Genomic DNA, 26,553 nt, shown 5'->3' with positions numbered 1-26,553 from the left:
CGTCGCGAGGTGGTTTCAACCCCGCCGCGGACGGTTCTGCGACGGGAAATGCCCAGAAAAAAGCGCCACTAGATGCTCCATTTCGTCCTTCGCCGCCTGGTCCAAGGCTTTCTCGTCGTCATCGGCGTGACGACGACGGTTTTCGTCGTGACCCGGATGATCGGAGATCCGGTCGCGCTGATGTTGCCGCTCAGCGCGAGCGCGGCACAGCGCGCCGCCTTTGCGCAACAGATCGGACTGGATCAACCGATCGCTACCCAGTTCGTGCGTTTCCTCGGCGACATCGTCGCGATGGATTTCGGCGACAGCCTGTGGCAGCGGCGACCAGCGATCGATGTGGTGTTCGAGCGCCTTCCGAACACGCTCTTGCTGATCAGCGCGGGGCTTGGCACGGCCGTCGTGCTTTCCATTCCGCTGGGCGCGATCGCCGCGTTGCGGCCAGGCGGATTCGTCGACCGGCTGACGATGTCCGTGGGTCTGCTCGGGCTGGCCATGCCGCAGTTCTGGCTCGGCCTCGTCGCCATCATGATCTTCGCAGTCACGCTAAAATGGCTGCCGACCTCCGGCATGGGAACGGCAGCGCATCTTGTTCTTCCCGCTGCGACACTTGCTTTGACGCCCCTTGCGCGCTTCACGATGATGGTTCGGGCGGCGATGATCGACGAGCTCAACAAACCATACGTCAAGACCGCTCGCGCCAAGGGGCTAGGGCTCATCCGGATTCTGCGGGTCCACACCTTGCGCAACATACTGGTTCCCTTCCTGTCCATCTCTGGATGGGAACTCATCTCGACGCTCTCCGGCTATACCGTTGTCGTGGAGTCCGTCTTCGCCTGGCCGGGACTCGGCCTGACCGCGGTGCAGGCGATTCAGCGCGGTGACTTGTTCCTCATGCAGGCCATCGTCTTCGTGATCGCGTTCCTGATCGTGCTGATCGGTATCGTGCTCGACATTCTTTCCAAGGCGGTGGATCCGAGGATTGAACTGAACTGATGACGGTTCCCGTTCCCACTTCTCCCGCACCGAACGTCCCACGCATATCGCGAGTGCCGTTTTCGGAGCTCTGGCATGACAAGGCGGCTGCCATAGGCTTGGCCTTCATGCTGCTCGTCATATTTCTCGCGCTTTTTGCACCGCTGGTCGCACCCTACGATCCAGCGGCCCAGTCGATTGCAGCGCGGTTGAGGCCTCCTGTCTGGATGGCGCGAGGTACATGGGACCATTTGCTCGGAACCGACAATCTCGGCCGCGACGTCCTTTCCCGCATCATCTGGGGCTCAAGGGCGACGCTGACGATCGGCGCCGTCACCTGCCTTCTCGCAGCCACGCTTGGAACGGTCATCGGTCTGTGGGCCGGCTTCATGGGTGGCCGTACCGACTCGATACTCATGCGCCTCGTCGACATCCAGGTGAGCTTTCCGGGAATCCTGCTGATCCTTCTGGTCGTCGGAGTCCTTGGACCGGGTGTGTGGACGCTCGTTGCCGTCCTCTCGGTTACGAACTGGATGGTGTATGCCCGGCTGGTGCGCGGCATCGTCTCATCGACCCGGCAGGCGCCATATGTCGAGGCTGCCGAAGTAATTGGTTGCCGTCCGGCTCGAGTGATCTTCCGACACATACTGCCGAACCTCGTCTCTCCCTTGTTGACGCTCGCGATCCTGGAATTCACCAACATCGTCCTGGCGGAAGCGGCGGTGTCGTTTCTCGGCTTCGGTGTCCAGCCTCCAGCAACGTCATGGGGGCTCGATGTTGCCTCGGGTCGGGACTATCTCTTTATCGCATGGTGGCTGGTCACCTTTCCTGGCCTGGCCATTGTCACGACCGTGTTGTCGATAAACCTGTTCGCTAACTGGCTGCGGGTGACGACCGATCCGGAGGAGCGGGAGAAGCGCTTTGCCCGTGCCGAGGCAGTTAGGCGTCGTCGTGCCCAGGGGAGAACCAGCGCATGACCTCTCCATTACTCGAAATTGATAATCTGCACGTGTGTTTCGACACACGTGCGGGCACTGTTCAGGCCTTGCGCGGCGTGTCTCTTTCGCTCGCGCCGGGTGAGACGCTCGGCATCGTGGGCGAATCCGGTTCCGGCAAGAGCGTCACCGCTCAGGCGGTGATGGGGTTGATCGATGTTCCTGGCCGAATCTCCGAAGGCGAGGTTCGCTGGCAGGGGCGGCCACTCGCGGGACGAAATGCGGATCGCGATGCGCGCCCTGTCTGGGGCAAGGAAATCACCATGGTTTTCCAGAACCCGATGACTTCGCTCAATCCTTTGATGACGGTGGGTAGCCAGATTTCCGAAGTGATCGAACTTCATCTGGGGCTCAGCCGACCCGCGGCACGACGACGTGCGGCGGAACTGCTTTCATCTGTCGGAATCTCCGGGGCAGAGCGGCGGCTGGACCAGTATCCGCATGAATTTTCCGGGGGAATGCGGCAGCGCGTCATGATCGCGATGGGAATCGCTTGCGAGCCCAAGCTGCTGATAGCAGACGAGCCGACGACAGCGCTGGACGTCACGATCCAAGCCCAGATCCTGGAACTGATGGCCGAACTTCAGGAAAAAATGGGGCTTGCCATCGTCCTGATAACGCATGACCTCGGCATCGTCGCCGGTCTCTGTCATCGTGTTGCCGTGATGTATGCGGGGCAGATCGTCGAAACCGGGCTCGTAGATGCCATATTCGAGAATCCGTTGCATCCCTATACGCAAGGGCTCATTCGTTCGACACCTGGTCTCGATGCCGAGGAGGAGCGGCTGACGGCCATTGAAGGCGCGCCACCGGGACTTTTGCAGCCGCCTGCCGGTTGCTCCTTCCTGCCGCGCTGCCCGATAGGCGACAAGGGTTGCGAGGCGCCTCAGGCGATGCGGATTTTCGAGACGGGCATGGTCGCATGCCGCAAAGCCGGCGTGCCGGCATGGAGCGAGGCTCTATGACTGTGGCCCCAATGCTTTCGGTCTCGGGCCTCGCCGTCGACTATCAGCTCTCTTCTGGAGCCCTTTTTCGAAAACATCGCAGCCTCAATGCGGTTGCCGATGTCAGCTTTGACATAGCACCAGGAGAAACCCTGGGTCTCGTCGGCGAATCCGGCTCGGGCAAGACAACCGTCGGTCGCGCGGTGCTGCGACGCATTTCCGCCGCGAAGGGCACGATCGTGTTCGACGGAGAAGACATAACGCGGCTCAAGGGTGAGCGTCTCCGGCGCCTGCGGTCGCGAATGCAGATCGTTCTTCAGGATCCCTATACGTCGCTCAATCCGCGCATGACCGTTGCCGACATCATAGCGGAGCCGCTTATCGTCCACGGCCTTGCGTCTTCGGCCGAAGAGACCCGCGTCGTCGTTGCCGAGTTGCTGGAACGTGTGGGATTGCCGCGCGATGCCGCCGATCGCTATCCGCACAGCTTTTCCGGTGGTCAGCGCCAGCGGATCGGCATAGCCAGGGCGCTGGCGCTGAAGCCTTCCCTCATCGTGGCCGACGAACCCGTCTCCGCGCTCGATGTTTCCGTGCGCGCGCAAGTCGTCAACCTGATGCAGGATTTGCAGCGCGATCTGGATATTTCCTATCTCTTCATCGCCCATGATCTGGCAATCGTGCGACACATCTCACATAGGGTCGCAATCATGTATGCAGGACGGATCGTCGAAATCGCGCCGCGGGCTGCGATCTACAATCGTCCGATCCACCCCTATACTGAAGCGCTGCTTTCCGCGGTGCCGATCGCCAACCCCAAACTCCAGCGCGTGCGCCGGCGCATCGTCCATCCCGGGGAAGCGGTCGACATCGCCAATCCGCCAAGTGGCTGTCGTTTCCATCCTCGTTGCCCGCTTGCGACAGAACGCTGTCGCAACGAGGCTCCACACCTTTTGCGCAAGGCGGCGGAGCATTTTGCAGCTTGCTGGAACCGTGACGCATGATTGATTTGTTGCCGAGCCCTCACGGGATAGCCGCAGCCGTTGCGCTCGTCGTTGCCGGTGCGATCCAGGGTTCCACTGGATTTGGATTCAGCATGCTTGCCGCGCCTATGCTGGCTGTCATCGATCCAGCCTTCGTGCCGGGCCCGATGCTGGCCATGGCGGTAGCCGTGAGCGCTGGCGGCGCGGTGCGGGAGTGGAGTGATGTCAATAGACAGGATCTGGCTTTCTCCCTTACCGGGCGTCTGTTGGCGGCAGGAGCCGCTGCATTCTGCGTCAGCCTGTTGAGCCCGGGGGCCTTTGCAGCGACCTTCGGTTTCGGCGTGCTCTTCGCCGTGGTGCTGAGCCTTCTCGGGCTGAGAATTGAAACGACGCGAAGGTCGCTCTTCCTTGCAGGGGCTTTGTCGGGCTTCATGGGCACGCTGACCTCGATCGGAGCTCCGCCCATGGCCATGGTTTATCAGAACGCAGGAGGCGCGCGCATGCGGGCCACACTCAATGCCTTCTTCGTCGTTGGCGGCATCATTTCCATCGCTGCGCTCGCCGCCGCCGGCAGTTTCCGATTTTCCGATCTCCTGCTTGCAGGAACAATGCTCCCCTTCGCCTTTCTCGGCTTCTTGCTGTCAGGCTGGGGCCGGCGGATCGTCGACAAGGGACGGGTGAAGGTCGTCGTCCTGGTCGTCTCGACGGCTTCGGCATTCGCCCTGCTTCTTCGTTCCCTCGCTTAGGGCCACACAATGACACAAGGACCTACGATACTCGTCACCGGAGCTGGCAGCGGAATCGGTGCGGCCATTGCGCGGCGGATTGCAGCGCCGAATACACGGCTCTTGCTGCATACCGGCACCAATGCCGAAGGGCTTCAGGCGGTTGCTGCTGAGGCGCGCACCAAGGGGGCCGAGGTAGCGACGCAACTCGGAGATCTGTCCGACCCCGCTGTCGCTCTTCATCTCGTCGATACCGCTCGCACCACCTTCGGCGGACTTGACCAGATTGTCTCGAATGCGGGTCGTGCGCAGCGCTCGGTGTTCGGCGAGATGACGGATGACGATCTGCAGTCCGCGTTCACCATGATGCCTATGGCCTTCTTTCGGCTGGTCGACGCAGCGTTGACGAACCTGCGGGCATCCGCACAGGGTCGTGTGATCGCAATCAGTTCGTTTGTTGCCCACGGCTTTGGAACGAACGGGATGCATTTTCCTGCCTCTGGTGCCGCGAAGGCCGCGTTGGAAGCGTTGGCGAAATCGCTCGCCGTCCAACTCGCGCCCGATGGTGTGACCGTGAACTGCGTAGCTCCCGGCTTCACCCGCAAGGATTCCGATGGCCATGCAGCCACATCATCTGCGGCAATGGAAAGTGCACGTGCGGTGACGCCCAACGGCAGGCTCGGAGAGGCGATTGATGTGGCGGATCTGGTGGCCTTCCTGCTGTCGCCTGGAGCGCGTCACATTACCGGGCAGGTCATGCATGTGGACGGCGGATTGTTGCTGCCGTAGTCGTCAATGTGGCTTTCAGTTTCGGTTCCGGCAGCGCGCGAAAGTAGATCGACAGGACCCGCGTGCCGGGTTCGCGATAAGTATCGCGTCAATTTCACCGCAGCTTGCACGAGCCTGAAGACGATCTTCGAACAAGTTTGTTGTCTCGGCAGGTTACCGAGAATGGCGCTTTCGGCTAGTGCCATCGTCGATGCGTGTCCGACGTCGCCTGGCTGAAGACACAGCCGAGAATGAAGCCAACGACGCCACCCAGAAACATGGCCGACGAAACCGTACCTGGATTATCCCGGACTGCTTCAGATATAGTCTGTGCCTGGGCGCGGAGTTCCTTGGTCGCTCTCGCCGAGCCGCTGACGGCACTGTCATACCAGCCATTCGTCTCGTCAGCCCGCTTCGTCAACTGCTTGTTGAGGCTGGCGATTTCGCGTTTCATCTGCGCGACTTGCTTCTCCAGAGCTGCCTTGGGCCGTTGCCGGCTGGTCTTTGGTCTGTCGTTTGCTGTCGACTTGGAAGGTGTGTTTTCGGGCGTGTCGGCCATCATTCAATCCTTTCCATGTGGACGTTGAACTGCTGGTAATCCGCTTTGGTTCCGGTGCTAAAACACCGCCAAGTATCTGAGCAATGAAATGATGCCGATGATTATCACGACCACCTGAGCAATCTGCTTGGTGCGGCCGTCGAGCGGAAGGCGGTTGACCAGCCAGAGCACCAGGATAACGACGAGAAATGTAATCAGGATACTGACTAGAACGCTCATGCTTTTCCTCACTAGGCAAATCGTCGAAGTACAATCCGGATAACGGCCGTAAACGACGTGCGGTTCCCCGGTGAGGAGGATGCTTGCGGTGGTGGAAGTGTAACCGTCGCTTTTACCTGTGTTTTAAAGCAGCAAACCATTCGACTGCAATGATGAGACTATTTTAGGAAATCGGCATATCCAGCGCCATTACGAGCAGCATACCGGCTCCAGCTAGGATCGTAACCGCGACAAATGCGCGACCTCTTCGACTCGTTAGTTGCGAAAATTCTTTGACCTTCAATGGCAACCCAGAGCCACACCGCATAGCGCAGGGCCTTGATATGAATGCGCTTAAGCAAGCGCATCGTTTCTGCCCACTCGTCCTTCGGAAATACATCGGCCCAAATCATCACCATCTCTCCAGTTCTGGAGATCGAATAACTTGGAGCTGTAAACCTTAGGTAACGAGATGCTCAAACGCCTATAATGTAAGGCTCAACGAATTGCCATTGTCCACCCTGCCGCCCAAAAAAGCGGCAGGGTTTTCTATCGTATGAATCTACGAAGCCAGACCTGGGCGCCTTCCCACTCGTTAAGAGCCCATCGAGGCAATTTGCTGGATGGCTATGCCGCCCGGATCTCGGCAACAGGCCTGATGTTCTGGTTCATTCTGAACAGGTTCAACGGGTCGTATTTTCGCTTCACCTCGACAAGGCGCTGATAATTTGAACCGTAGGCTGCCTCTACCCGCTCGATCTCATCCTCGGGCATGAAATTTATGTACGCCGTTCCCGCAGCGTGAGGGGCCATTGCCTCGAACAGCCCGCGCGCCCAGCCTATGCAATTCGGATCCATCCGTATTTCGCGCCAGCGGGCATGAACGTTCATGACATAGTGTGAGCTACGCTGCGGAAACGCCGTCGCGTCGTTTGCAATGCGGCCAGCGGCGCCACCAACATGTCCGATGAAAACCTCGCATTCCGGACCCGGTAGACGGCCGATGGCATCGATCAGGATACCGATCGCTCCGTCGGAGAGCTCCGTGAGATCATGGCTCTTCCAATAATTCCGAGCGCCAGGAGCCAGGAGCGGGTCGAAAGCCTGCTGCCAAGCTACGAACGGGTTTGGAGCGACGACGTCGGCAATCGGATTGCCGATCGAGCGCAGATGCGCCATCGCCTTTTCCCCCTCGTCGAGGTCACCGCAGTAGCAGATTGCGAGAACCAGGATTTCCTTGCCGTGCCATTCGGCCGGAAGGAAGGGCAGAGGGGGAGCCTGCCGCATCACCACCCAACAGGTGAGTTCGTCCGGTGCGGTTTCAAGCACTTTTCGATACTCTTGCAGAACAGTTGCTGCGTCGGCGAATGGATGAACGACGAGCCCTGACAGTACCTGCGGTCCGACCTGATGTAACTGGAACTCAAAGGCGGTCACAATGCCGAAATTGCCGCCACCGCCGCGGATCGCCCAAAAGAGATCCGAGTTTTCGGTTAGGCTGGTTCGCAGTAGTTCTCCATCTGCGGTAACCACATCGGCGGACATCAGATTGTCGAGTGTCAAACCGTACTTGCGCGTCAACCATCCGAACCCTCCACCAAGGGTTAGACCGGCGATACCAGTGGTGGAGTTGATTCCAGTTGGCACGGCCAGCGTAAATGCCTGTGTTTCCTTGTCGACGTCGACCAGAAGCGCTCCTGGTTCCACCCATGCCCGCTGAACCGACGAGTCAACTCGTACCGATCTCATTTGAGAGAGGTCAATTTCCAGTCCACCGTCGCAGATCGCGTTGCCAGCAATGTTGTGGCCGCCTCCGCGCGCGGAAATGAGCAGGTTATGCTCCCGTGCAAAGCGGATCGCATGAACGACATCAGACGTGCCGCCGCATCGTATTATGAGGCCTGGTCGTCGATCGATCATGGCGTTCCAGACCGATCGTGCCTCATCATAGAAAGCGTCATCGGGGCCAAGGATGCTTCCCCGCAGTCGCGCTGCGAGCGCCTCTATCTCGTCAGCGTTGATTGTCGTTGTTCCAGTGTCGAGATTGGCAATATCTATGTCTAGCATGACCCGTTCCTCCCGGTGCCTGGGTCTGCCCACCGCTACCTGCTGCAATAATCGTGCGCTTGTGCTGCCACGTTGGCAACCAATGAAGGATTGCAGAATAAGCAATTCGCATGATCCGCAGACGCAGCCTTTAGGTGAAGCTGTCCCGCCGATACGGAACTGCATCCGCTGCCGGCGGCCGCGCCGCAAAGCCACCGCTACAGACGTCAAAATGGATGATTCTTTTGCCGGTACTCGGCACTTCTTGAAGGTGGTGCGAGCCTTATGAAGACGGCTAGCCAGAACCGATAATCCTCGTTTCGGCCGTCACAGCGAGCGGAAAAGGCACACCATGCGGCGGCGAGGGCAGCCTTGTCACTGTGAAGAGCACGCGCCGCGGTCTCACCAGCTTCGATCGGGCCGGCGTTTTCAGAGTTGGTCTGACGGGTGGGAATGGCAAGCATGCAAGATACTCCCGCAAGTGTCCGACGCGGGGCGGATACTGTTTGGCCGGACGTTTCAACCCATCGAAAATGAGCCACGACATGAGGGCGGGGCGCCTCATGTGATCTTCGTGTCGTCCCTGGCCGCTGGTGCTTGCCTGTCTAAAAGAGTGGTCGTCTCTTGTCTCGGTCCTTCTTCGGATGGGTCAGTCGTTATGCTGCCCGGCTTCCGCTGAGAGCGTATCGAGGCGTTCCTTGCAGACCTCCTCGACGAGGCCGAGCAGGATGGCGGTGCGCTCGCCGAGCCATTGCAGGGCTTCCTCGCTGATCTGATAGTGCTCGGAATAGCGTGCCTTCACATAGGCCTCGTTGAGCGTGTTGAACCAGGCGCGATAGCGCTGCTGATCACGCGGCCAAGCTTCCGCGAGCCGGCGATCGCGCCCTTCCGCAAGCGTGCGCAGGAAATTCAGATTGTGCGAGGCCGGACTGTAGTTGGTGAGGGTGAGCAGCACGGTGGAATACGCACTCTCGATCGCCTGATGGAGCTCGAATGCCGCGTGGTTGAGCTCGTGTTTAGATAGGCAGAACTGTGCAACGTCAGCGAAAACCGTAGCATGGTGAAAACGATTATCAAAATGATGTCTGGCGCTTTGGTATTCCTCAACTGCCGACATCGGCTTTGGCTCGGCGAGGGGCTCGTCGTCGAGTTCGTAGAGCACGATGCCCTGACGGCGGATATCGGAGAAGAAATACTGGCCCTGCCTGAGGGCGGTGTTCACCTCACGGCGCGAATGCACGATAAAGCCGACCTGGGTCGAAACGCCCTTGTCGTGCAAGAGCCGGTCGGCGGCCTTGTACCAGTAGCTGGCATAGTCCGTCAGCTTGCGGTTGTTGACGATGATCAGGATGTCATAGTCGGAGCGATAACCCTTCATCGTGTGCGGTTCGTCGACCCAGTCGCCGCGGGCATAGGAGCCGAACAGAATGATTTTGAGGATCCTGCCCTTCTTCTTGAACTCGGACGACCCGCCCGAGAGCGCGTCTTCGAATTCCTCCAGGAAGATCTCGACGATGCGGGCAAGCTCGCGCCGCTTCTTTTCCGGCAGATGATCAAGGCTGGATTTCATCATCGATCGAGCATCTCGGCGACTTTGGGCTTTGTCGAATCAATAAGTTATGGTTGCGCCTGAATCTACCCCGGCAGAAACCGATCCGGCTCGCACGGAATATCGAAGGCAGCGAAAAGAGGTTCTCCAATTCGCAAATATTCTCCTCCGGCTGCATATTATGTTGCGTCAAAGGGATCATTAAACCGGAAACCGCTTCAAAAATAGCATTCTAACGCGATTGTGAGGACAATGAAGGCTTACTTCCCTTCCATTTGATCATTTTGTTGCATCAAATCATAGTCTTGATTCATGAATTCTTCCAGTGAACCAAGGGATTTTGATGAAGCCGCTCATTTTCGTATGCTCCCAGGACGCTTGGTCCTACCTTGTCTTCAGTCATATCCTGAAGGCCGATGGTTTCGAGGTCGAACTCGCGCAAGACGCTGACGAAGTGATCGCGCTCGCGGCCGAGAAGGCCGCAGCCGCAATCATACTCGATTGCGGCACAGACCTCCCAGAAGCTCCCGACATCTGCAAACGCTTGAAAGGCGAAGCTGTCACGGAAGACATCCCCATCATCGCCAGCCTGCCGGGCGATCTGGCGGACAAGCACATGGAGCTCCTCAAGGCGGGGGTTGCGCAGAGTTTTGTCCGGCCTTTCGATCCCGGGCAACTTCTAAGCTACCTTCGAATGGCTGTGTATCCTGGTGAGGGCACTTCTCCCGTTTCGAAAATGCTCGACGACGTTTTCAGGTTCGACAAGCTGGAACTGTTTCCACGCAAGCATCGCGTTCGATACGACGGCAAGGAGGTCGCCTTGCGCCAATTGGAGTTCCGGCTCCTATGCGTGATGATGCTGGACCCGGGCAAGGTGTTTGGTCGTGACGAACTCATCGAAACGGCCTGGCCCGACAACATCCACGTGGAGCTTCGAACGGTTGATGTCCATATAGGCCGGCTGCGCCACGCGCTAGTGAAGGCTACTGGCAAGAATATGATTCGTACCGTGCGCTCGGCAGGATACGCTCTCGACGCAAACGCAGAAGCGTAATAAATTTAGTTTCAGCTTCAAATTACACGTCTTGAGCGACGCCGTGCAAACCGTAAGCAACAGTGGCGATAATAATTGGTTCCGAACACGATAAAATTCTCAAAAGATTTGCGCTCAGTTTATGGAGTTCTACGAGAACCCGTAGACTATATGCCTCCAATTCAAAAGTGACCCAGGCGGGCACACCAACCTGTCTTTGATGGCAGGCCGTCGTGCAGCCCGTCGGAAAGCTGTGGGAGGAATGCGTGGTTGACCGTCGCCTTGCCGAAGCGAATGTTGAGTTGAAACATCACAAACGCAACACGCGCAGTTTGATAAACCACGCGACTCCACACTTCACGACCGCACGGCTCGAGGGCTTGATGGCAATCTACGCGCGACCTCTCGCCGGCCGCAGCGTAGAGTTGGAATTGGGCCAAAAGCACAGCCGCCGTATCGTCGATTTCGTACGTTGCTCCTATCTTGGTCTCGACAACCACCCCGAAATCATCGACGGCGCGATCGAAGCCGTCAGAAAGTACCGCGCCCTACATTGGTCATGCGCGCGCACGCGTTTGAATTTCAATCTTATCGGCGAACTGGAAGAAACACTTTCCTCGCTATTTTCGGCCCGCGTGATCACATACTCCAGCGTGTTGGCAGCCAATATGGGAGCGTTGCCCTTGCTGGCGTCGGGTCATCTAACCAACCAGAAAAAGCCGCTGATCGTCTTCGATCGACACGCTCATGCGACACTCGCCTTTCACAAGGCCACCATCGCCGACGAGACGGAGGTGGCGACGATTCCACACAACGACATGTCGGCGCTTGAAGAGCTTTGCCGTACCCGCGAGAACGTCGCCTACATATGCGATGGCGTTTACTCCATGGGCGGCTCGGCCCCCATTGAACATCTGCTGGCGCTGCAGGAGCGTTACGGCCTGTTCCTTTACATCGATGATGCGCACGGCATTTCGCTCTTTGGCAAACATGGAGAGGGCCTCGCGAGATCCAAAATGCCGGATCGTTTAGGCGAACGAACCATCGTTGCCGCCTCGCTCGGCAAAGGGTTCGGGGCGTCCGGAGGGATGCTCATGCTCGGCACGCGCGATCAGGAAGAGCTGTTTCGCAATTTCGCCGTTGCTCATGCGTTTTCAGCCTCCCCCAATCTGGCCGCGGTCGGCGCGGCGCTGGCCTCGGCGCGATTGCATGGAAGTTCGAAGCTCGCTGATCTCCAGAAGCTCTTGCAAGACAGGCTTGAACTTTTCGATTCACTACTCGCTACAAAACACGAGAAATCCTTACCTATTCGAATGGTGACGATTGGAGATGAACTGACGACGATCGGCGCTGCCAAGGCAATTCTAGACAATGGACATTATGTATCCGCGGTCTTCTTTCCCACGGTCTCCAAAGGCCGATCGGGACTGCGCATATGCCCGACTGCGAGCCACACCGTCGATGAAATCAAATCTCTCTGCGCGTCGATACGGATGATACTGGGCGGCGGTTTGGTTCCGTCACCCCAAGACTCGTGATGCTCGGCCTGAAAGGGCGCTGAAGGAAACCACCGGTGCTTATAGAGACCGAACGGCTGTTCTTGCGGCAGGTACGCACCTCTGATGCGAACGCGCTATACAGACTTCATTGTGACCCGCTGGTCGTGCGTCTCACGGCCAGCGGGCAAACCATGACACGTTCGCAAAGCGACGATCGCCTTGCTCTTTACCTCGATGAATGGAAACGGTTCGGCTTTGGATTCTTCATCGTCTACGAAAAGCAACCCAGTGGAGATCTTCACTTTGCAGGTCGTTGTGGCCTGCGCGATTTTGGAAAGATGGATGTGGAACTGGGGTACTGCTTTTCAGAAACGTCTTCGGGACGAGGTTTGGCCTCGGAGGCCGCCGACGCCGTGATCGAGGACGCCTTTTCGCGGCTCAAGCTTCAAAAGCTCGTGGCCGTGGTTCGTCCGTCCAACAATCAGTCGCAGCGCGTTCTCGAGAAGCTTGGCTTCACTTATCACAAAATGATGGAACACAGAGGCGTGAACTATCGATATTATGAGGTGGATCACAACTCATGATGGCACCCTTAAGTCGAGCGTCACTACAGCACCGCTGGCGTCAGCTCTCGGAGAAAGAGTGTGTCGATCGCGATAGGTCGTTACTTTGACGGACGGCTCGCCAATGTCGTGCTCGGGCCAGAATCGGGCCTTTTCGTATCTGAGCGTTCTCTTGGTGTAATAGCCGATTCCGGGACTGCGAACCAAAAGCGGTGTCGCCTGCTCAGCGAAGTTCAGTTTGAAATGATAGCCTGACTTGACGACCAGGAAGTCCAATGAAGCAATGTCGATGCCTTGGCTAGTGAAAACCGCGGGATCATGGCTGAAAGCAGATCCCGTTGTCAGGATCACCGAGAGCCGCCCGTCGACTTCAATCACCGCCGTTGGCCCCATGGAGCATGGCTCACCGCCTTGAAAAGGACCATCAAGGACGAATTGGCCGTCGCTCAAATGTACAACCCGTCCCGTGACGGACAATGGCGTAAAGCCGGGCGTGATCGAACCGCCGATCGCAAGAGTGATTTCGCTGTTTCGTCCACACTCATACGCCTTCTTGACGCCGGCCGGGTCGGTCACCGGAAGCGCACCCCGTAGACCATCCCTGCGTTTAAGAACTGCGGCAAGTATCGCAGTGCTGTCACCGGGTGCACCAGCGAGCACGCGATCTCCCATGTCCGCCAATACATATGGCCGTCGCGATTGACGGGCGGCCATCAGCGCCAAGGCTTCGTCGATCTCCACCAGTTCATCCTGAAAGCGTGCCCGCTTCAGCCAGAAGTCCTTGACGATGGTTTCCGCGACCAACCCGCTCTCTTGATCGCCGTTGGTTAGGACGATGACCGCCTGACCGATGTCGAAATCATCGACATAGCGAAAGACGTTAAAGACCGAGATATCCCAAATCGAGTTGTCGGCGCGTGCGGCATTGCGGGCATGCTCATGAATTTCAAGCAGCGGACCGTTGGCGGTTTCGGCCGCGCCAGGCAGGATCATGGGTAGTTTCGCAAGCGTGTTGACAGGCCGCAATTCGCCACCAAGTACCGCCAGCAGACACCTCGCCACCTTTTCCCCGCACTCGACGACGTCTGAGTGCGGGTTTTCCTTGCATGCGATGCATATATCGACGGGGGCGATCATCGCATCGGTGAGATGGGCATGCAGATCGAGGCCGATTCCGATCGGCACGACTTCGCCGACCGCCTCGCGCAAGCCCTTCAGCAGATCACCCTCGGCATCGGCAAGTCTTGTGGTCCCCATCGCCCCATGAAGCTCCAGCGCGATGGCATCGGGCTTATTTTCCAGCGCGTCTGAAATGAGCCTTGACTTAACCCATTCAAAAAATTCGTGGTCCACAAGCCCGCTCGGAGGCGCGGTCACGGAAATGCTTGGAATTATATCCACGTCGTACCGTTGAAATTCGGTGATCATACCGCCAAGCGTCGAACCCGAAGCCGTAGCAATTTCCACCAGGCTGTTTCCCGCGCAGATCTGAAAATCACCCGCCGAAGTCGATTTGGGATTGAACCCGTTCGATTCATGCCAGAAACGCGCGACCATGACGCGTACACGTTTGTTCTTCATCGATTGATCCCCTGCCAATGACGTCACTTTGCGGCCTACTGAATCCAGCTGTTCCAGCGTTCCAGCATCAATGCGGCGTTGTCGTTGATCCATTTGGCGTCGGGGACGACGACATGGTTCTCGATCTCTTCGGTGCTTGGCATGTCGTCTCGAGCCTCGTCTGACATCATCGACATTGCCGCCTCGCTGGGTGGAGTACAGGAAAGGACGTCACAGACTTGCGCCTGCGCCTGCGGTGAATTCAGCCAGTATTCCAACAGGCGTAGTGCGTTGTCCTGGTTCGACGCATTCTTGATCAGTGCGATGCGATCACCGACTAGAAAGGATGCCTTGTGCGTCCATGCGATCGGATGGCCTTCGCTTTTCAGGGCCTTGGCCCTGGTGAGCCAGATTTGTCCGATCGTGTACTCGCCATGGCGGAAACCTTGCATGCTTTGATCTCCGCTTTTCCACCATAGAGAGACGGCTGGTCGGATTTTGTCGAGCTTTGCCAAAGCGCGATCTATGTCGAGGGGAAATAGCTCTTCGCGGCTGACGCCATCCGCAAGGAGCGCGGCGGCCATGACGCGCCAGGGATCGTCGAAGTTCGGAAAAGAGCGTCCGCCCGGAAGACGATCCAGATCCCACATATCCGCCCAGCTCTCGGGAGCCGCCCCGTCAAACGCATCCTGTCTGTAAGCAAGCAGGGTTGCATTGGACAAAAGCCGCACGCCGGCCGCTGTGCAGGCATCCTCCGTCAGATCAGCATTATTGGAAAACTGCTCATCGCAAAATCCCGATAGATCCTGTGCATACTGCGCGTGCTCGTCAGAACTCGCCTGAATGTCTCCCTGCAGGTAAAGATCCCAGCTCACATTGTCGGATCTGACCATTGCGGCCGCCTTTGCGCGCATTTCGGCATTCGTGCCGGCGACCGTCACCACTTCTATTCCAGTCTGCTCGGAGAAGGGATCGAACCAGGCTTCGCGAAGTGCGCGTTCGTACGCGCCACCCGTCGTGGCGATCACAACCTTTTCGGCAGCTGTCGCCATCACGGTTCCAAACACTCCGGAAAATGCGACATATGAGACGGCCAGTAGAATGGCTTTCTTTCGCGTTTGATTTTCGACGCATAGGTTCATTGATGATCCTCCTCGCTGCTGATTGGTGGAATTGGAAACCTGCGGCGTTTCAGTCAGGTTCGCGCTTTCACATGATGAATGATGGCCATGAGAAACACGGATAGGCCGACCATGATGGTGGACACCGCGGCAATCACCGGAGTGAGATTGAAGTCGATGTCCTCGAACATCTTGCGGCTGATTGTTTTGCCGCCGGTATCGGAGATGAAGAACGCAACGGTTGCTTCGTCGAACGACGACAGAAAGGCAAACACCGCACCGATCGCAATCGAGGGTGCGATGTTGGGCAGTACCACGCTGAAAAAGCTGCGCAGGCGACTGGCGCCGCAACTAAGCGCGGCCAGTTCGATGGTGAAATCGAAGCGTTGCAATGCGGCCATGACGGTGAGGACGACATAAGGAACCGCAAGCACGGTGTGCGCGATCAGAAAGCCGAGAAAATTGCCCGTAAGCCGCAGCGGCGCGAAGACCAGGTAAAGTGCCACGCCCAACACGATATGCGGGACGATCATCGGGCTGAACGTCAGCGCCTGCAGGATCGATTTGCCGGGGAGATTGCCACGAACCAGTGCGATAGCCGTCATCGTTCCGATGATGGTGGCGGCAACAGTGGTGGCCATCGCAATTTTGAGACTGAAAAATGTTGCGGCCATCCAGTCGGGATCGTTGAAATACGCGCGGTACCAGTGAAGCGTCAAAGCTTTTGGCGGAAACTCGATATAGTTGGAGGTGTTGAGGGATATCGGAATTATGATCAGTGTCGGCAGGACGAGAAAAAAGAAGATGGCTCCCAGCACGGATCCGATGAGCAATGTGACAAGCGCGCGCCAGTAGGGATCAGGCAATCGAGCAAATCCGATAGGAGCTCCGCCTTGCGCTCGACCGAGCGTGTTTGATTCAGCCGACACCATGAAATCCCCTGTTGAACGAGAGCACTTTGCGAAAGACCAGGACGAAAAAGAGCGTCAGGCAGAGGAGTACCGTCGAAAGGGCGGCCGCGAACGGCCAGTCGAGAAGCGCGGTCGCCTGCTGGCCGATCAATGTCGCCATCATCAACGTACCCGGGCCGCCAATGAGGGCCGGAGTGATGTAAAAGCCGAGGGCGAGAATGAAGCACATGACGCACCCCGCAAACACGCCGGGTAGGGACAATGGTAGCGTGACACGGAAAAACGCCCGAGTGGCGGTTGCGCCGAGGTTCCTTGCTGCGAGCGCGTATTCTCCAGGAACTGATCGCAGCGCTGCGAATATCGGCAGGATCATGAAAGGCATCAAGACATGCGTCATTGCGAGGATCACGGCGCTCTCGTTGTAGATCAGTCTCAATGGTTCGGAGGTGATGCCGGTCTCGGTCAGGAACTGATTGACCATTCCATTGCGCTGCAACAGGACGATCCAGGCGTACGACCGGACAAGAACCGGCGACCATAGTGCGACGAATACCGCCGCGCCTGCGACCAGCGCCAGACGTCCCTTTAGGCGGGCCATCGCAAAGGCGACCGGAAATCCGAGAAGCAAGCTCAGCACCGTCACCGCGAGGGCGACCCGAAAAGTACGCGCCATCACCGCCATGTAGAGAGGTGTTTCAAAAACACGTATGTAGGCAGAGAAATCCAAACCCGGGCTGAACAGGCTCAACTTGACGAGATGTCCGATCGGATAAAGGAATCCCGCGATAAGAACCGCAAACAACGGGGCGAGCAGGTAGAGCGATAGTGCCGTTGAATAATGCCGGAACGAGGTTTGGGTAAACGCCTGTCGAAAGCGACGGCGCACACCATCACGGGCGATCGGTGACAATTTCCTCATGGCTGGGTCGCCGCTGGCGCGAAGACATGGAAGGCGTCCTTTTTTGCAGCCACTCCGACGTTTTCGCCGACACGGACGAAGGGTGTGCTACTGGAGATCGGAACCTGTACTTGCATCACGGGATTGCCCCTGGCGTTAATCCTCACCAAGACAAGCTGAAACGAACCGACGAAGACGCTGGATTCAACGATGCCTTGGATTGTGTCCGTTGCCTCTGTCTCTACGATGCTCAATCGCTCAGGCCTGACGGCGAGGCGCACCAGATCACCTTTCGTGACGCGGGCACGCTCATTGGCTCCCAGGCGGGGTACGGAAAGCGTGACCGTCTCGTTTAAACGCACCGTGCACGCGTCGTGCCGGTCGGCCAGATACTCCACGTCGATAAAGTTCATCTTGCCTATGAAATCGGCAACAAACGCCGACTGTGGCCTTTGGTAAAGCTCCACGGGCTCGCCGATCTGCACCAGGTTGCCCTTGGACATGACTGCAACGCGATCGGACATGGTCAGGGCCTCGTCCTGGTCATGCGTCACATAAACCACTGTGGCGCCAAGCCGCTTTTGTAGCCTCGAAATCTCGAGCTGCATGGTTTCGCGAAGTTTCTTGTCGAGCGCGCCAAGCGGCTCGTCCATGAGAAGGACTGGAGGCTCGAAAACCGTCGCGCGCGCAACGGCAACCCGTTGTTGCTGTCCACCGGAAAGTTCGTGAGGGTATCGACGCTCGTATTCGCCGAGCTGAACGAGTTCCAGCGAGCGCTTGATGCGGTCTGCGATCAATGTCCGCTTCAGACCGCGCATCTGTAGGGGAAATGCAATGTTCTGGCCCACGGTCAAATGTGGAAACAGCGCGTACTTCTGGAATACCATGCCGATGTTGCGGTGATTTGGCGCGAGCGCTGTCACATCGCGAGCACCGATCGATATGCTGCCTTCGCATGGACGCTCGAAGCCGGCGATCATCGCCAATAGCGTCGTTTTCCCTGATCCGGACGGTCCCAGGATCGAAACAAATTCCCCCGCCTGAATTTCAAGTGAAACATTGTCGACCGCGACAGCATCATTGTAGCGTTTTCTGAGTTTCTGCAGGGCAAGGACCTGTCCAATCAAACCATTCCTCCTCTGTATTCTCGTTGTGATGTCTCGCGGTCGTGGCGCGCGGGCGGCGTTGTTCCACTCATTCGCGCCGATCGGCGGGAACGCGGAAGGTCTCGAGCCAACACCAAACACACGCTCGGCTAGCCCGATTCATTCAAATCGATTACGCGACGATTCATGTCAGTCGTGTTATGTTGTTGTTACACAATCGCGCAAAGGCTTCATTTGCCATTTTTTGATGCAACAAAATTGTTATAATGTCAACGCACAGGAGAAAAGAAATGGCCGATAACGCCGACGATGCGCAAACTGACGACAGGCAGCCCGTCAGGCTGGGCGAGGTCGTCTATCAGCAAACCAAGGAAAGGCTGATACGTGGCGCCTTCGAGCCCGGCCGCAAGCTCACCGTTCGCGCTCTGGCGGATGCTCTTGGCGTCAGTTCCACGCCCGCGCGGGATGCCATTAACAGGCTCACCTTCGAGGGTGCGTTGGTCTATGCGGGGCCCAAAACCGTAATCGTTCCCTTCATCAGCCAGCAAACCCTTGAAGAGATTACATTAATGCGCCTCGCGCTGGAGGGGTTGGCCGCGGAAAGATCGGTCTTGCACGTGACGCAAGACGACATTGATAAGCTCACGAAAATGCAGGGCCAGATCGATGTCGCGCTCGATGCCAAGCGCTATGCCGATGCGCTGTGGAGCAACAAAGAGTTCCATTTCCTGATCTATCGGTTGTCGCAAATGCCTCATCTCATCACAACGATCGAAACCCTGTGGCTCAGGATCGGGGCGTCGTTCAATGATCTTTATCCGGAGTTCGCCGAGGCCAAATACGGCGTGCACAACCACATGGCGGCGATCGAAGGGCTTTTGGAACGAGACGGCGCCGCGGTTCGCGCGGCGATTGAAAGCGATATCCGCGATGGCTACAGGCGGATGAAGAAGGCGAACCGCGAACGCTCCGCCGAGAATGAGGCCATCTTCTAACAAAATTGTTGCGCCAGTGTCGCATGTATGATTTTTTGTTGCAACATTCTGTCATTCATCACAGGAGATGCAGCAAATGCGTTATTGCGATCCCGCGCCGGCCTCAAGCGCGCGCTCATCGAGATCAGAAGAACTCTTCAGGGCAGGGCTTCGTGTATTTCCCGATGGAACAACCCGCGTAACGGTGGAGCGGGATCCAACACCCCTCTACGTATCCGGTGGCGAAGGCGCGTACCTGATCGACGCGGACGGGCGGCGACTACTCGATCTGAATAACAACTACACCACCCTAATTCATGGCCATCGTTACGCACCTGTCATGCAAGCCGTCGCTTCCCAGTTGGAACGAGGCACGTGCTTCGCCAATCCGACAGAGCACGAAATAGCGCTAGCGGACCTGCTGCTCGGCCGCATACCGAGCGCGGACAGAATACGGTTCGTCAATAGCGGAACAGAGGCAGTGATGTTCGCCATCAAGGCGGCGCGCGCATTCACAGGAAAGCCGGGCATCGCGCGGATCGAAGGTGCCTATCACGGCGCTTACGACTGGGCCGAGACAGGGCAGGGCGGCACGCCTTCGAATTGGGGCCCCGACGAGTGCCCCGAGGCGGTTCCGCTTTGCCACGGGGTGCCGGAAACGGTCGCCGGAGACGTGACGGTCTTGCGCTTCAACGACGTTGAAGGCGCCGAAAGACGCATCGCGACGGCCGCCGACAGACTTTCCTGCATCGTCATAGATCCAATGCCCAGCAGGGCGGGACTGATGGCGCCCGCACCAGAATTCATCGAGATGCTCCAGTCGAGCGCGCGCAAATACGGAATCTTGATTCTTGCCGATGAGGTCCTCAACTTCCGGCAGAGCTATCACGGATCGGTGGATCGTTATGGCCTGGTGCCGGATCTAATCGCGCTGGGCAAGATAATCGGGGGAGGATTTCCCATCGGCGCCATTGCAGGCCGCGAGGAGGTCATGCGGGTTTTCGGAGCACCGGATATCAAGCCGAGACTACCGCAAGGTGGCACATTTTCCGCCAACCCGGTTTCCATGGTTGCCGGCTACGCAGCAATGAACGCGATGACCGTAGCTGAATTCGCCCGGCTCGAGGCAATGGGCGAGCGTGTAAGGCGCGGTCTTGCCGCCATCATCCATGAAAGTGAGTGCGCGTTCTCCGTCACCGGAGCGGCGTCTCTGTTTAGGATCCATCCCAAATCCGCGCCTCCCTCGCAGTTCAGGGAGGCTTTCATGAGCCCCTCGGAAACGGCTGTGATGAACCGCCTCTCAAGGCATTTCCTTAATCACGGAATTCTGTTGCCCGTCGGGGCGGCGGCCTGCCTCTCAACGGCGATGGATGATGAGGACGTCGACAAAATCGTCGGCTGTTTCGAAGACTTCATCGCCGAAAACGCCACCAAGAATTGAGAGCGAACAAATGTCCATAGAGCCGACACAAACAGTAGCCGCACGGATCGCCCGCGCGCTGCAGCGTCACGATGTCACCCACATATTTGCTCAAAGCCTCCCATCGGCAATCATCCTGGCCGCAGAAGATCTCGGCATTCGGCAAATTGCCTATCGCCAGGAAAATATGGGTGGCGCCATGGCGGACGGCTATGCACGTCGCTCGGGAAAGATTGGCGTCGTTGCCGCCCAGAATGGACCCGCGGCAACGCTGCTGGTGCCACCGCTCGCGGAAGCTCTCAAGGCAAGTGTTCCAATAGTCGCGCTTGTCCAGGACGTCGAGCGTGATCAGACCGACAGAAACGCCTTCCAGGAATTCGATCATCTAGCCCTGTTTCAGCCTTGCACCAAGTGGGCGCGCAAGGTCGTCGTGGCAGAACGCATCGATGATTACATAGATGCTGCTTTCGCAATCGCCGGTTCGGGGCGCCCAGGCCCAACAGCTCTGATCTTGCCCGCCGATCTGCTGCGCGAGCCTGCCCCCGAGCCGGGTTTCGTCCGTTCCGCTTCGCTTGGCCGATGGCCACTGGATCGCGTGCGACCTGCTGAAAGAGAGATTGCTCGTGCGGCAAAAATTATCGCCGCAGCGAAATCACCCGTCGTTATCGCCGGCGGCGGCGTTCACGGCAGTGGCGCGGCCGGTCAACTTCGTCGACTGCAGGAAGAATGCGCTCTTCCAGTTTTCACGACCAATATGGGCAAGGGCAGCGTAGACGAACATCATCCTCTATCGGCTGGCGTGCTGGGCTCACTGGTTGGACCGCGCTCGCTGGGATGCCATTCGGTTGCCATGGTGAGCGAGGCCGATTTGGTGGTTTTGATCGGAACTAGAACCAACCAGAACGGTACCGACAGCTGGAAACAGATACCCAAGGGTGCAACGGTAATACACATCGACGTCGATCCAGTCGAAATCGGACGCACATATGAGGCCCTGCGGCTGGTGGGGGACGCTTCCGAAACATTGGCCGCACTGTGCGACCATCTTGGGCAACTCGACCTTTCTGCGCGAAGGGCGTCACGCACGGCTGTTGCATCGCGCATCAAAACCTTCTGGGATGCCTTCGAAAATGAAAGAGAGGCATTCTCCTTGACCGAGGCCATCCCAATTCGTCCCGAAAAGGTGATGGCTGATCTACAGACGTGCATGACGGCGCAAACCACTGTCGTGGCGGATGCGAGCTACTCATCCATGTGGGTGGTAGGCCAGTTGCGCGCCTTTGCGCCAGGAATGCGATTCTTGACACCACGCGGACTTGCCGGTCTGGGCTGGGGCGTGCCCTTGGCGATGGGCGCAAAAGCCGCTCGGCCGGAGCACCCTGTCGTGGTTGTCGTCGGCGATGGCGGCTTCGCCCATTCCTGGAGCGAATTGGAGACGATGGTTCGCGCGAACCTTCCCGTCACGATCATCGTCCTGAACAACGGCATCCTCGGCTTTCAACGGGATGCGGAGACCGTGAAATTCGGCGCATTCACGTCGGCATGCACTCTGGGGGATGTGGATCACGCAATGATTGCGCGAGCGTGTGGCTGCGAGGCCGTGCGCATTTCCGATCCTGCTCAGCTCAAGCCGCAATTGCGTTACGGGTTAGGCAGCAAGAAGCCCTTTCTCATCGAGGTCATGACGGATCCCCAAGCGAGACCCCCACTTTCCCTCTTTGCCGAATTGGACGAGGCGGCATGATGCAGACACATAAAACACGGGTTGCCGTCGTAACAGGTGGAACGACCGGCATAGGCTTGGCGACAGCCAAGCGCCTTTTAAATGCAGGACACCGGGTCGCAATCTTCAGCCAGCGGCGGGAGAGCGTGACAACCGCCTGCAAGGTTCTCGAAAGCGAATACCCAACGCAATGCGTGCTCGCTCGCACCGTCGACCTTGCGGATGTGTCGGCTATAAGATCCTTCTTTGAGGAGGTCGAGCGCGAATGGGGCACACCCGACATCCTCGTTTGTAACGCTGGGATTTCCCCGAAAGGGCCAAATGGCGCCGTGGAATTCTCCGGGATCACGCTGGATGAATGGAACGCTGTGCTGACAGTGAATTTAACCGGCACAATGCTCTGCTGCCAAGCGGTCGGTCCTGGGATGATGAAGAACGGTTTCGGCCGCATCATATTGCTCGGCTCCGTGGCTGCGCGAACCAGGCCAAAAATAGCGGGCGCGAGTTACGTCGCATCCAAGGCGGCATTAGCTGGCCTGACGAAGGCTTTGATCGAACCCTATTCACCGAGTGGCATCACGATCAATCTCGTAGCGCCGGGGCGGATATTGACCGGCATGACAGGCTCGCATGAGGCTCCCGCCAACCAGGAAGCGTTGAGCAGAATTCCGATCGGCCGTCTCGGCGAGCCAGACGATGTCGCGGCCGTAATCGAATTTCTGGCGTCTGAGAATGCAGGCTTCATCAATGGGGCGGTGATCGACGTCAATGGCGGCGAGGTCGCTCCGACTTAGAAGGAATCAGCTATGGCACATCGGCAAGTTGCGTACCGCGGCAGCCATGTCCAAACCAGGGGATGGTTATGAAATCTCTCGTGGCGCTGAACTCGAACGATCCCGAACTGTACCTTCTGCTACGGCATATTCTTGAGGCTGAAGGATACGATCTGCGCCTGTTGGTTGACGTCGAGGACCTGGATCACCTTTTAAAGGTCGGCAGGCTTCACGCCGTGATCTTGGATTGCACGCCTGACAACGAATCCTCCCTGATATGCGCACGCCTCAAGCTTGGAGGACAATCGACACCGGTCGCCGCGCTCATTCCTTCCGATGGTAATGCCCAATACATGAAGCTGATCAAGGCCGGTGTTGATGAGGGAATGCTAAGACCTCTGGCGCCCTCAAGATTGCTCCAGTTTCTCCGCCATCAGCCAAATGGTGCTTCGGCCGATGGTGAACTGGGCGTTCTGGCTGAAGGCAAATCACTACGTCAGCACGTCCTCGAGATGGATCTGGAGGCTCAACGTGTTCGCTACAACGGCCGTCACTTTGGGCTGCCGCCAATTGGTTTCCGGCTCCTGGCGTGTTTTCTGAAATCGCCCAATCGAATTCTCAGTCGTGAGCACTTGATAGCCGCGGCGTGGCGCGACACCGCATGCGTCAAGCAAAGGACGGTCGATATTCATATCGCAAGACTACGTAGACGCCTCCACGCCATCACCGGATCCGAGATGATTCGTACAGTGCGTTTCGTGGGTTACGTATTACAACCGCATAAAAACACGAGGAATCCAGGTTCAGACGTTTTTCAGAGAGGCTGACGGCGCCTGCCCCTGCAGGGGAAGGCCGTTGCATCATGAAGGTTCCGCCCACCCTTTACCCGGGATTGCCGGAAGCGGAACACGCGGCGATGATGCTGTGCCGCATGATCGGTGTCGAAACGGCTCCGTGTCGCTTGATTTCAACGAGCGCCATTGATGGTATTCCCGACGCTTTCCTCAGCGATGGACCGATGGCGCTCGTGGTCGACCGGTTCGACCGACCGGGCGGCGGCAGGCGCATCCACATCGAGGATGGGGGGCAGATCATCGGCGCCGTGGGAGAGCGTAAATACACGATGGCGACCTACGAGACGATCCTGAACATGATCCGCCGGTTTAGCACGGACTGGAGGGCCGACGTTCTGGAAGGCATGCGACGCATCATCGCCGATGTGCTGATCGGCAATGGCGACAACCACCTGAAGAACTGGTCCTTCATCTTCCCCGCGCCCGGCGAGATTCGGCTTTCGCCAGCCTACGACATCGTGCCAACTGTCCTTTACGCGCCGAGCGACACGCTCGCTCTGAGGTTTGCCGGAACCCACAGTTTCGCAAACGTTACGTTCCGACGCTTCCGGCGTGTCGCCGAGTTCCTGCGGCTCGATCCCGATTGGATCGAGCGGGAAGTTCGGACGGTAGTCAATCACGCGTGCGATCGATGGCCGCCGGCGGTGAAAGACCTTCTCGGTGACGCGCGAGCGCATCGACTGATCCAAAGGCTCGACACGCTTGCACTGGTCGCAGAAGCGCGTGTATGAGGCTAGATACCCGAAAATTCCGTCCGACTCCGACATGTGGCGTGACTTTGAACGGACCCAGGTCGCTCTTCTTTTCCCAAATGCGATACCGACAGAGATTGCGGTGTAGGTTCTCGCCGAAGTGCGACTTTTCAGCATAGGGCGGGGTAACCGGTTCATTGCCGAGCATAATCCACGTCTTTCACTCGCCGAGCAGTTCGCCATCCTTGAGGCATAGAATGCTGACGCGATCAGAGCAGCTTTCTAACGAGATAGATTTCCGGTTCGTCTGCTGTCCGATTTCGCTAATCTAAAGCAGACGGTCTGGAAACCACCCCCAAAGCAGACCTTGAGGACTGGCAGTGAATTAAGGGTGGGTTACCTGCGGCGAAGCCGCAGCCGGCATTCCGTTTCATCCTAGAATTTTTTCCCGACCCGCAATCCGATAGCGTGATCCTGCTGATCGCGGCCCAGGGACGTGCGATAGTCGAATCCCAGCGACCAGTCCTGCGGCAGTGTGGCGTCGAGCGACAGGCCAAGCGTGGCGTAGTTCTGCTCCGCGGATTCGATCTCGACGACATAAGGCAGGCCGCCAAGATCGGCATAGCCAAGATGGGCGCGGCTTGAGCCGATGAAGTCATGCGTATACTCGAATCTCGCGCCGGGAGTGAGCGTTCCCCAGTCCAGCATGAAGGTGTACTCGGCCCTCAGACCGAGCACGCCCGACACGGAGTCGACGGTCTGGTCGCCATAGCGCAGGGCCATGCTGTCGCTGCCCTTTTCGGTGAAGCCGTCGAGCCAGGAGCGGGAAAACTCGATGCGGCCGTACGGCGATATGAGCCAAGTGTCGTCCCGGTAGTCGTACGCGGCCGTCACTGATCCAAAGAACTGATGTCCGGAGCGGGTCCCGCTCGCGAAGTCGCCCGTGGAGGTGATGTAGCGGTTGGAATCGAAGTCGAGCCAGCTGCCGCCGATCAGACCGTCGATGAAGACGTTCCTGAACGGCTTGTAGCTGCCGTAGATGGCGGCACTATATGCGCTGGCACGGCTTTCCGTACCGTTCCCGCCGATATCACTTCGATCGCGCCCGTAGCCTGCTCCGAAGCCCGCCACGAACTTATCCGAGAAGCGGTAGTCCACACCACCGCTCAATCCGACCATCGTATGGTCGATGTCGAGGCCACCATTTTCGCGCTCGCCGAAATTGACAAAGCCGCCGGTCCAGACCGCGAATGAGCCGAGATCGGGTGACGCGAAGGTTGTGGCAGGGGCGCCGTTCTCGTCCCCGGAAGAGCTTCTGGCGCCGGTTGCGCCCTCGGGTCCATAGGCGAGCAGCCCCTGAACGACGTTTTCGGCATTGGCGCCGTGCCCGTCTTCTATCATGCGCTGGATCTCGCGCTCGGCACGGCTGGTTCGGTCGGACTGCACGATGCCAAGGCGTACATTCATGCTGTTCCTGCGGCGATCACCTTCGTCGTGAAGCTGCTCGAGCCGATCATTGAAGTTGCGCGTCTGTACCCGAGCGAAGCGTCTGGCTGCGTCAGCCTGTGCGCTCAGCAATCCGATCACCTCCGGGTCTTGCGAGGGGTCCGGCCGCCCGATAATGGTCAAGGTGATCGTGCCGGGCTCCGATGTTCCGGTCGCGTTGGAAAGGGTGAAACGTAGCACCGCG

26 protein-coding genes are annotated in these 26,553 nt (G+C 58.1%); 15 read left to right on the top strand and 11 right to left on the bottom strand.

The genetic code is table 11. The features are described 5' to 3' along the window. Positions 1-72 precede the first annotated feature (72 nt). Genes XW59_RS17620 through XW59_RS17595 form a run of 6 tightly spaced genes read left to right on the top strand, consistent with a single transcriptional unit; the run spans position 73 to position 5,405 of the window. A complete protein-coding gene (locus tag XW59_RS17620; RefSeq protein WP_047146706.1) occupies positions 73-993 on the top strand; it encodes an ABC transporter permease in 921 nt (306 codons plus the stop codon). Continuing rightward, positions 993-1,949, top strand: a complete 957-nt coding sequence (locus XW59_RS17615) for an ABC transporter permease (protein WP_047146705.1) — start codon at positions 993-995, stop codon at positions 1,947-1,949. The genes XW59_RS17620 and XW59_RS17615 overlap by 1 nt, the downstream gene beginning before the upstream one ends. Continuing rightward, positions 1,946-2,932, top strand: coding sequence for an ABC transporter ATP-binding protein (locus tag XW59_RS17610; RefSeq protein ID WP_047146704.1), 987 nt, complete (start codon positions 1,946-1,948; stop codon positions 2,930-2,932). Before XW59_RS17615 ends, XW59_RS17610 begins: the two co-directional genes overlap by 4 nt. Then, positions 2,929-3,912 carry an ABC transporter ATP-binding protein gene (locus tag XW59_RS17605; protein ID WP_047146703.1) on the top strand — a complete coding sequence of 328 codons (984 nt, stop codon included), beginning with the start codon at positions 2,929-2,931 and terminating at the stop codon, positions 3,910-3,912. Before XW59_RS17610 ends, XW59_RS17605 begins: the two co-directional genes overlap by 4 nt. Then, positions 3,909-4,637: a sulfite exporter TauE/SafE family protein gene (locus tag XW59_RS17600; RefSeq protein WP_047146702.1), complete on the top strand. Its 729-nt coding sequence runs from the start codon at positions 3,909-3,911 to the stop codon at positions 4,635-4,637. The genes XW59_RS17605 and XW59_RS17600 overlap by 4 nt, the downstream gene beginning before the upstream one ends. A 9-nt stretch (positions 4,638-4,646) precedes the next feature. Continuing rightward, positions 4,647-5,405, top strand: a complete 759-nt coding sequence (locus XW59_RS17595; RefSeq protein ID WP_047146701.1) for an SDR family oxidoreductase — start codon at positions 4,647-4,649, stop codon at positions 5,403-5,405. Positions 5,406-5,580: 175 nt separating this feature from the next. Here XW59_RS17595 and XW59_RS17590 read toward each other — a convergent pair whose 3' ends face one another. From XW59_RS17590 to XW59_RS17570, 5 genes are all read right to left on the bottom strand, one after another. After that, on the bottom strand, positions 5,581-5,943 hold the full coding sequence (locus XW59_RS17590; RefSeq protein ID WP_136068300.1) for a hypothetical protein: 363 nt from the start codon (positions 5,941-5,943) through the stop codon (positions 5,581-5,583). 57 nt (positions 5,944-6,000) lie between these two features. Further along, positions 6,001-6,162, bottom strand: coding sequence for a Thivi_2564 family membrane protein (locus XW59_RS17585; protein ID WP_136068298.1), 162 nt, complete (start codon positions 6,160-6,162; stop codon positions 6,001-6,003). 158 nt (positions 6,163-6,320) lie between these two features. Beyond that, positions 6,321-6,554: a hypothetical protein gene (locus XW59_RS17580; RefSeq protein ID WP_136068296.1), complete on the bottom strand. Its 234-nt coding sequence runs from the start codon at positions 6,552-6,554 to the stop codon at positions 6,321-6,323. A gap of 214 nt (positions 6,555-6,768) precedes the next feature. Continuing rightward, positions 6,769-8,208: an FAD-binding oxidoreductase gene (locus tag XW59_RS17575; RefSeq protein ID WP_047146902.1), complete on the bottom strand. Its 1,440-nt coding sequence runs from the start codon at positions 8,206-8,208 to the stop codon at positions 6,769-6,771. Between the two features lie 628 nt (positions 8,209-8,836). Continuing rightward, complete coding sequence (locus tag XW59_RS17570) at positions 8,837-9,757, bottom strand: nucleotidyltransferase and HEPN domain-containing protein (RefSeq protein WP_047146901.1); 921 nt, start codon at positions 9,755-9,757, stop codon at positions 8,837-8,839. A 322-nt stretch (positions 9,758-10,079) separates the two neighbouring features. Here XW59_RS17570 and XW59_RS17565 point away from each other — a divergent pair, with 322 nt between their 5' ends. The 3 genes from XW59_RS17565 to XW59_RS17555 all read left to right on the top strand — a co-directional run bounded on the left by XW59_RS17565 (position 10,080) and on the right by XW59_RS17555 (position 12,852). Then, positions 10,080-10,790 carry a response regulator transcription factor gene (locus tag XW59_RS17565; RefSeq protein WP_047146699.1) on the top strand — a complete coding sequence of 237 codons (711 nt, stop codon included), beginning with the start codon at positions 10,080-10,082 and terminating at the stop codon, positions 10,788-10,790. A 245-nt stretch (positions 10,791-11,035) separates the two neighbouring features. Then, positions 11,036-12,307 carry an aminotransferase class I/II-fold pyridoxal phosphate-dependent enzyme gene (locus XW59_RS17560; protein ID WP_047146900.1) on the top strand — a complete coding sequence of 424 codons (1,272 nt, stop codon included), beginning with the start codon at positions 11,036-11,038 and terminating at the stop codon, positions 12,305-12,307. 35 nt (positions 12,308-12,342) lie between these two features. Beyond that, positions 12,343-12,852: a GNAT family N-acetyltransferase gene (locus XW59_RS17555; RefSeq protein ID WP_082137660.1), complete on the top strand. Its 510-nt coding sequence runs from the start codon at positions 12,343-12,345 to the stop codon at positions 12,850-12,852. Here the strand turns inward: XW59_RS17555 and XW59_RS17550 are convergent. The 5 genes from XW59_RS17550 to XW59_RS17530 form a co-directional block, all read right to left on the bottom strand. Next, positions 12,847-14,412: a M81 family metallopeptidase gene (locus XW59_RS17550; RefSeq protein WP_170990173.1), complete on the bottom strand. Its 1,566-nt coding sequence runs from the start codon at positions 14,410-14,412 to the stop codon at positions 12,847-12,849. The two genes, XW59_RS17555 and XW59_RS17550, sit on opposite strands and share 6 nt — an antisense overlap. Positions 14,413-14,447: 35 nt before the next feature. Further along, positions 14,448-15,443: an extracellular solute-binding protein gene (locus XW59_RS17545; protein ID WP_246666141.1), complete on the bottom strand. Its 996-nt coding sequence runs from the start codon at positions 15,441-15,443 to the stop codon at positions 14,448-14,450. Positions 15,444-15,586: 143 nt separating this feature from the next. Beyond that, positions 15,587-16,444, bottom strand: a complete 858-nt coding sequence (locus tag XW59_RS17540) for an ABC transporter permease (RefSeq protein WP_082137658.1) — start codon at positions 16,442-16,444, stop codon at positions 15,587-15,589. Next, complete coding sequence (locus XW59_RS17535) at positions 16,431-17,342, bottom strand: ABC transporter permease (RefSeq protein WP_047146695.1); 912 nt, start codon at positions 17,340-17,342, stop codon at positions 16,431-16,433. The genes XW59_RS17540 and XW59_RS17535 overlap by 14 nt, the downstream gene beginning before the upstream one ends. Continuing rightward, the gene (locus tag XW59_RS17530; RefSeq protein ID WP_047146694.1) at positions 17,339-18,448 is read right to left on the bottom strand and encodes an ABC transporter ATP-binding protein; all 1,110 of its coding nucleotides are present in this window, start codon (positions 18,446-18,448) and stop codon (positions 17,339-17,341) included. The genes XW59_RS17535 and XW59_RS17530 overlap by 4 nt, the downstream gene beginning before the upstream one ends. A gap of 269 nt (positions 18,449-18,717) precedes the next feature. Here XW59_RS17530 and XW59_RS17525 point away from each other — a divergent pair, with 269 nt between their 5' ends. The 6 genes from XW59_RS17525 to XW59_RS17500 all read left to right on the top strand — a co-directional run bounded on the left by XW59_RS17525 (position 18,718) and on the right by XW59_RS17500 (position 24,902). After that, positions 18,718-19,422 (top strand): GntR family transcriptional regulator, encoded by a 705-nt coding sequence (locus XW59_RS17525; protein ID WP_047146693.1) that lies wholly within the window; start codon positions 18,718-18,720, stop codon positions 19,420-19,422. A gap of 76 nt (positions 19,423-19,498) precedes the next feature. Then, positions 19,499-20,842, top strand: a complete 1,344-nt coding sequence (locus XW59_RS17520; RefSeq protein WP_047146898.1) for an aspartate aminotransferase family protein — start codon at positions 19,499-19,501, stop codon at positions 20,840-20,842. Between the two features lie 10 nt (positions 20,843-20,852). After that, positions 20,853-22,565, top strand: coding sequence for an acetolactate synthase catalytic subunit (locus XW59_RS17515; protein WP_047146692.1), 1,713 nt, complete (start codon positions 20,853-20,855; stop codon positions 22,563-22,565). Beyond that, the gene (locus XW59_RS17510) at positions 22,562-23,338 is read left to right on the top strand and encodes an SDR family oxidoreductase (RefSeq protein ID WP_047146691.1); all 777 of its coding nucleotides are present in this window, start codon (positions 22,562-22,564) and stop codon (positions 23,336-23,338) included. The genes XW59_RS17515 and XW59_RS17510 overlap by 4 nt, the downstream gene beginning before the upstream one ends. Before the next feature lie 68 nt (positions 23,339-23,406). Beyond that, the gene (locus XW59_RS17505; protein WP_170990172.1) at positions 23,407-24,144 is read left to right on the top strand and encodes a response regulator transcription factor; all 738 of its coding nucleotides are present in this window, start codon (positions 23,407-23,409) and stop codon (positions 24,142-24,144) included. Beyond that, positions 24,141-24,902 (top strand): HipA domain-containing protein, encoded by a 762-nt coding sequence (locus XW59_RS17500; RefSeq protein WP_281406238.1) that lies wholly within the window; start codon positions 24,141-24,143, stop codon positions 24,900-24,902. The genes XW59_RS17505 and XW59_RS17500 overlap by 4 nt, the downstream gene beginning before the upstream one ends. A gap of 396 nt (positions 24,903-25,298) precedes the next feature. On the opposite strand, the gene XW59_RS17495 is transcribed toward XW59_RS17500, so the two are convergent. After that, positions 25,299-26,553 (bottom strand): autotransporter outer membrane beta-barrel domain-containing protein (locus XW59_RS17495; RefSeq protein WP_137327053.1); only part of this gene is annotated, 1,255 nt, incomplete at its 5' end.

Source organism: Aquamicrobium sp. LC103, assembly GCF_001014615.2.
In the GTDB taxonomy this organism is placed as follows: Bacteria; Pseudomonadota; Alphaproteobacteria; order Rhizobiales; family Rhizobiaceae; genus LBCQ02.
The sequence above is the reverse complement of the archived record's forward strand: the minus strand, read 5'-3'. Positions and strand labels throughout refer to the sequence as shown.

Bases quoted from the DNA above. Each gene is read 5' to 3' on its own strand.
- XW59_RS17565 (WP_047146699.1), top strand. From the start codon at position 10,080: ATGAAGCCGCTCATTTTCGTATGCTCCCAGGACGCTTGGTCCTACCTT.
- XW59_RS17595 (WP_047146701.1), top strand. From the start codon at position 4,647: ATGACACAAGGACCTACGATACTCGTCACCGGAGCTGGCAGCGGAATC.
- XW59_RS17620 (WP_047146706.1), top strand. From the start codon at position 73: ATGCTCCATTTCGTCCTTCGCCGCCTGGTCCAAGGCTTTCTCGTCGTC.
- XW59_RS17535 (WP_047146695.1), bottom strand. From the start codon at position 17,342: ATGAGGAAATTGTCACCGATCGCCCGTGATGGTGTGCGCCGTCGCTTT.
- XW59_RS17590 (WP_136068300.1), bottom strand. From the start codon at position 5,943: ATGGCCGACACGCCCGAAAACACACCTTCCAAGTCGACAGCAAACGAC.
- XW59_RS17525 (WP_047146693.1), top strand. From the start codon at position 18,718: ATGGCCGATAACGCCGACGATGCGCAAACTGACGACAGGCAGCCCGTC.
- XW59_RS17585 (WP_136068298.1), bottom strand. From the start codon at position 6,162: ATGAGCGTTCTAGTCAGTATCCTGATTACATTTCTCGTCGTTATCCTG.
- XW59_RS17505 (WP_170990172.1), top strand. From the start codon at position 23,407: ATGAAATCTCTCGTGGCGCTGAACTCGAACGATCCCGAACTGTACCTT.
- XW59_RS17510 (WP_047146691.1), top strand. From the start codon at position 22,562: ATGATGCAGACACATAAAACACGGGTTGCCGTCGTAACAGGTGGAACG.
- XW59_RS17540 (WP_082137658.1), bottom strand. From the start codon at position 16,444: ATGGTGTCGGCTGAATCAAACACGCTCGGTCGAGCGCAAGGCGGAGCT.
- XW59_RS17580 (WP_136068296.1), bottom strand. From the start codon at position 6,554: ATGATTTGGGCCGATGTATTTCCGAAGGACGAGTGGGCAGAAACGATG.
- XW59_RS17520 (WP_047146898.1), top strand. From the start codon at position 19,499: ATGCGTTATTGCGATCCCGCGCCGGCCTCAAGCGCGCGCTCATCGAGA.
- XW59_RS17605 (WP_047146703.1), top strand. From the start codon at position 2,929: ATGACTGTGGCCCCAATGCTTTCGGTCTCGGGCCTCGCCGTCGACTAT.
- XW59_RS17610 (WP_047146704.1), top strand. From the start codon at position 1,946: ATGACCTCTCCATTACTCGAAATTGATAATCTGCACGTGTGTTTCGAC.
- XW59_RS17575 (WP_047146902.1), bottom strand. From the start codon at position 8,208: ATGCTAGACATAGATATTGCCAATCTCGACACTGGAACAACGACAATC.
- XW59_RS17550 (WP_170990173.1), bottom strand. From the start codon at position 14,412: ATGAAGAACAAACGTGTACGCGTCATGGTCGCGCGTTTCTGGCATGAA.
- XW59_RS17515 (WP_047146692.1), top strand. From the start codon at position 20,853: ATGTCCATAGAGCCGACACAAACAGTAGCCGCACGGATCGCCCGCGCG.
- XW59_RS17570 (WP_047146901.1), bottom strand. From the start codon at position 9,757: ATGAAATCCAGCCTTGATCATCTGCCGGAAAAGAAGCGGCGCGAGCTT.
- XW59_RS17545 (WP_246666141.1), bottom strand. From the start codon at position 15,443: ATGGCGACAGCTGCCGAAAAGGTTGTGATCGCCACGACGGGTGGCGCG.
- XW59_RS17615 (WP_047146705.1), top strand. From the start codon at position 993: ATGACGGTTCCCGTTCCCACTTCTCCCGCACCGAACGTCCCACGCATA.
- XW59_RS17600 (WP_047146702.1), top strand. From the start codon at position 3,909: ATGATTGATTTGTTGCCGAGCCCTCACGGGATAGCCGCAGCCGTTGCG.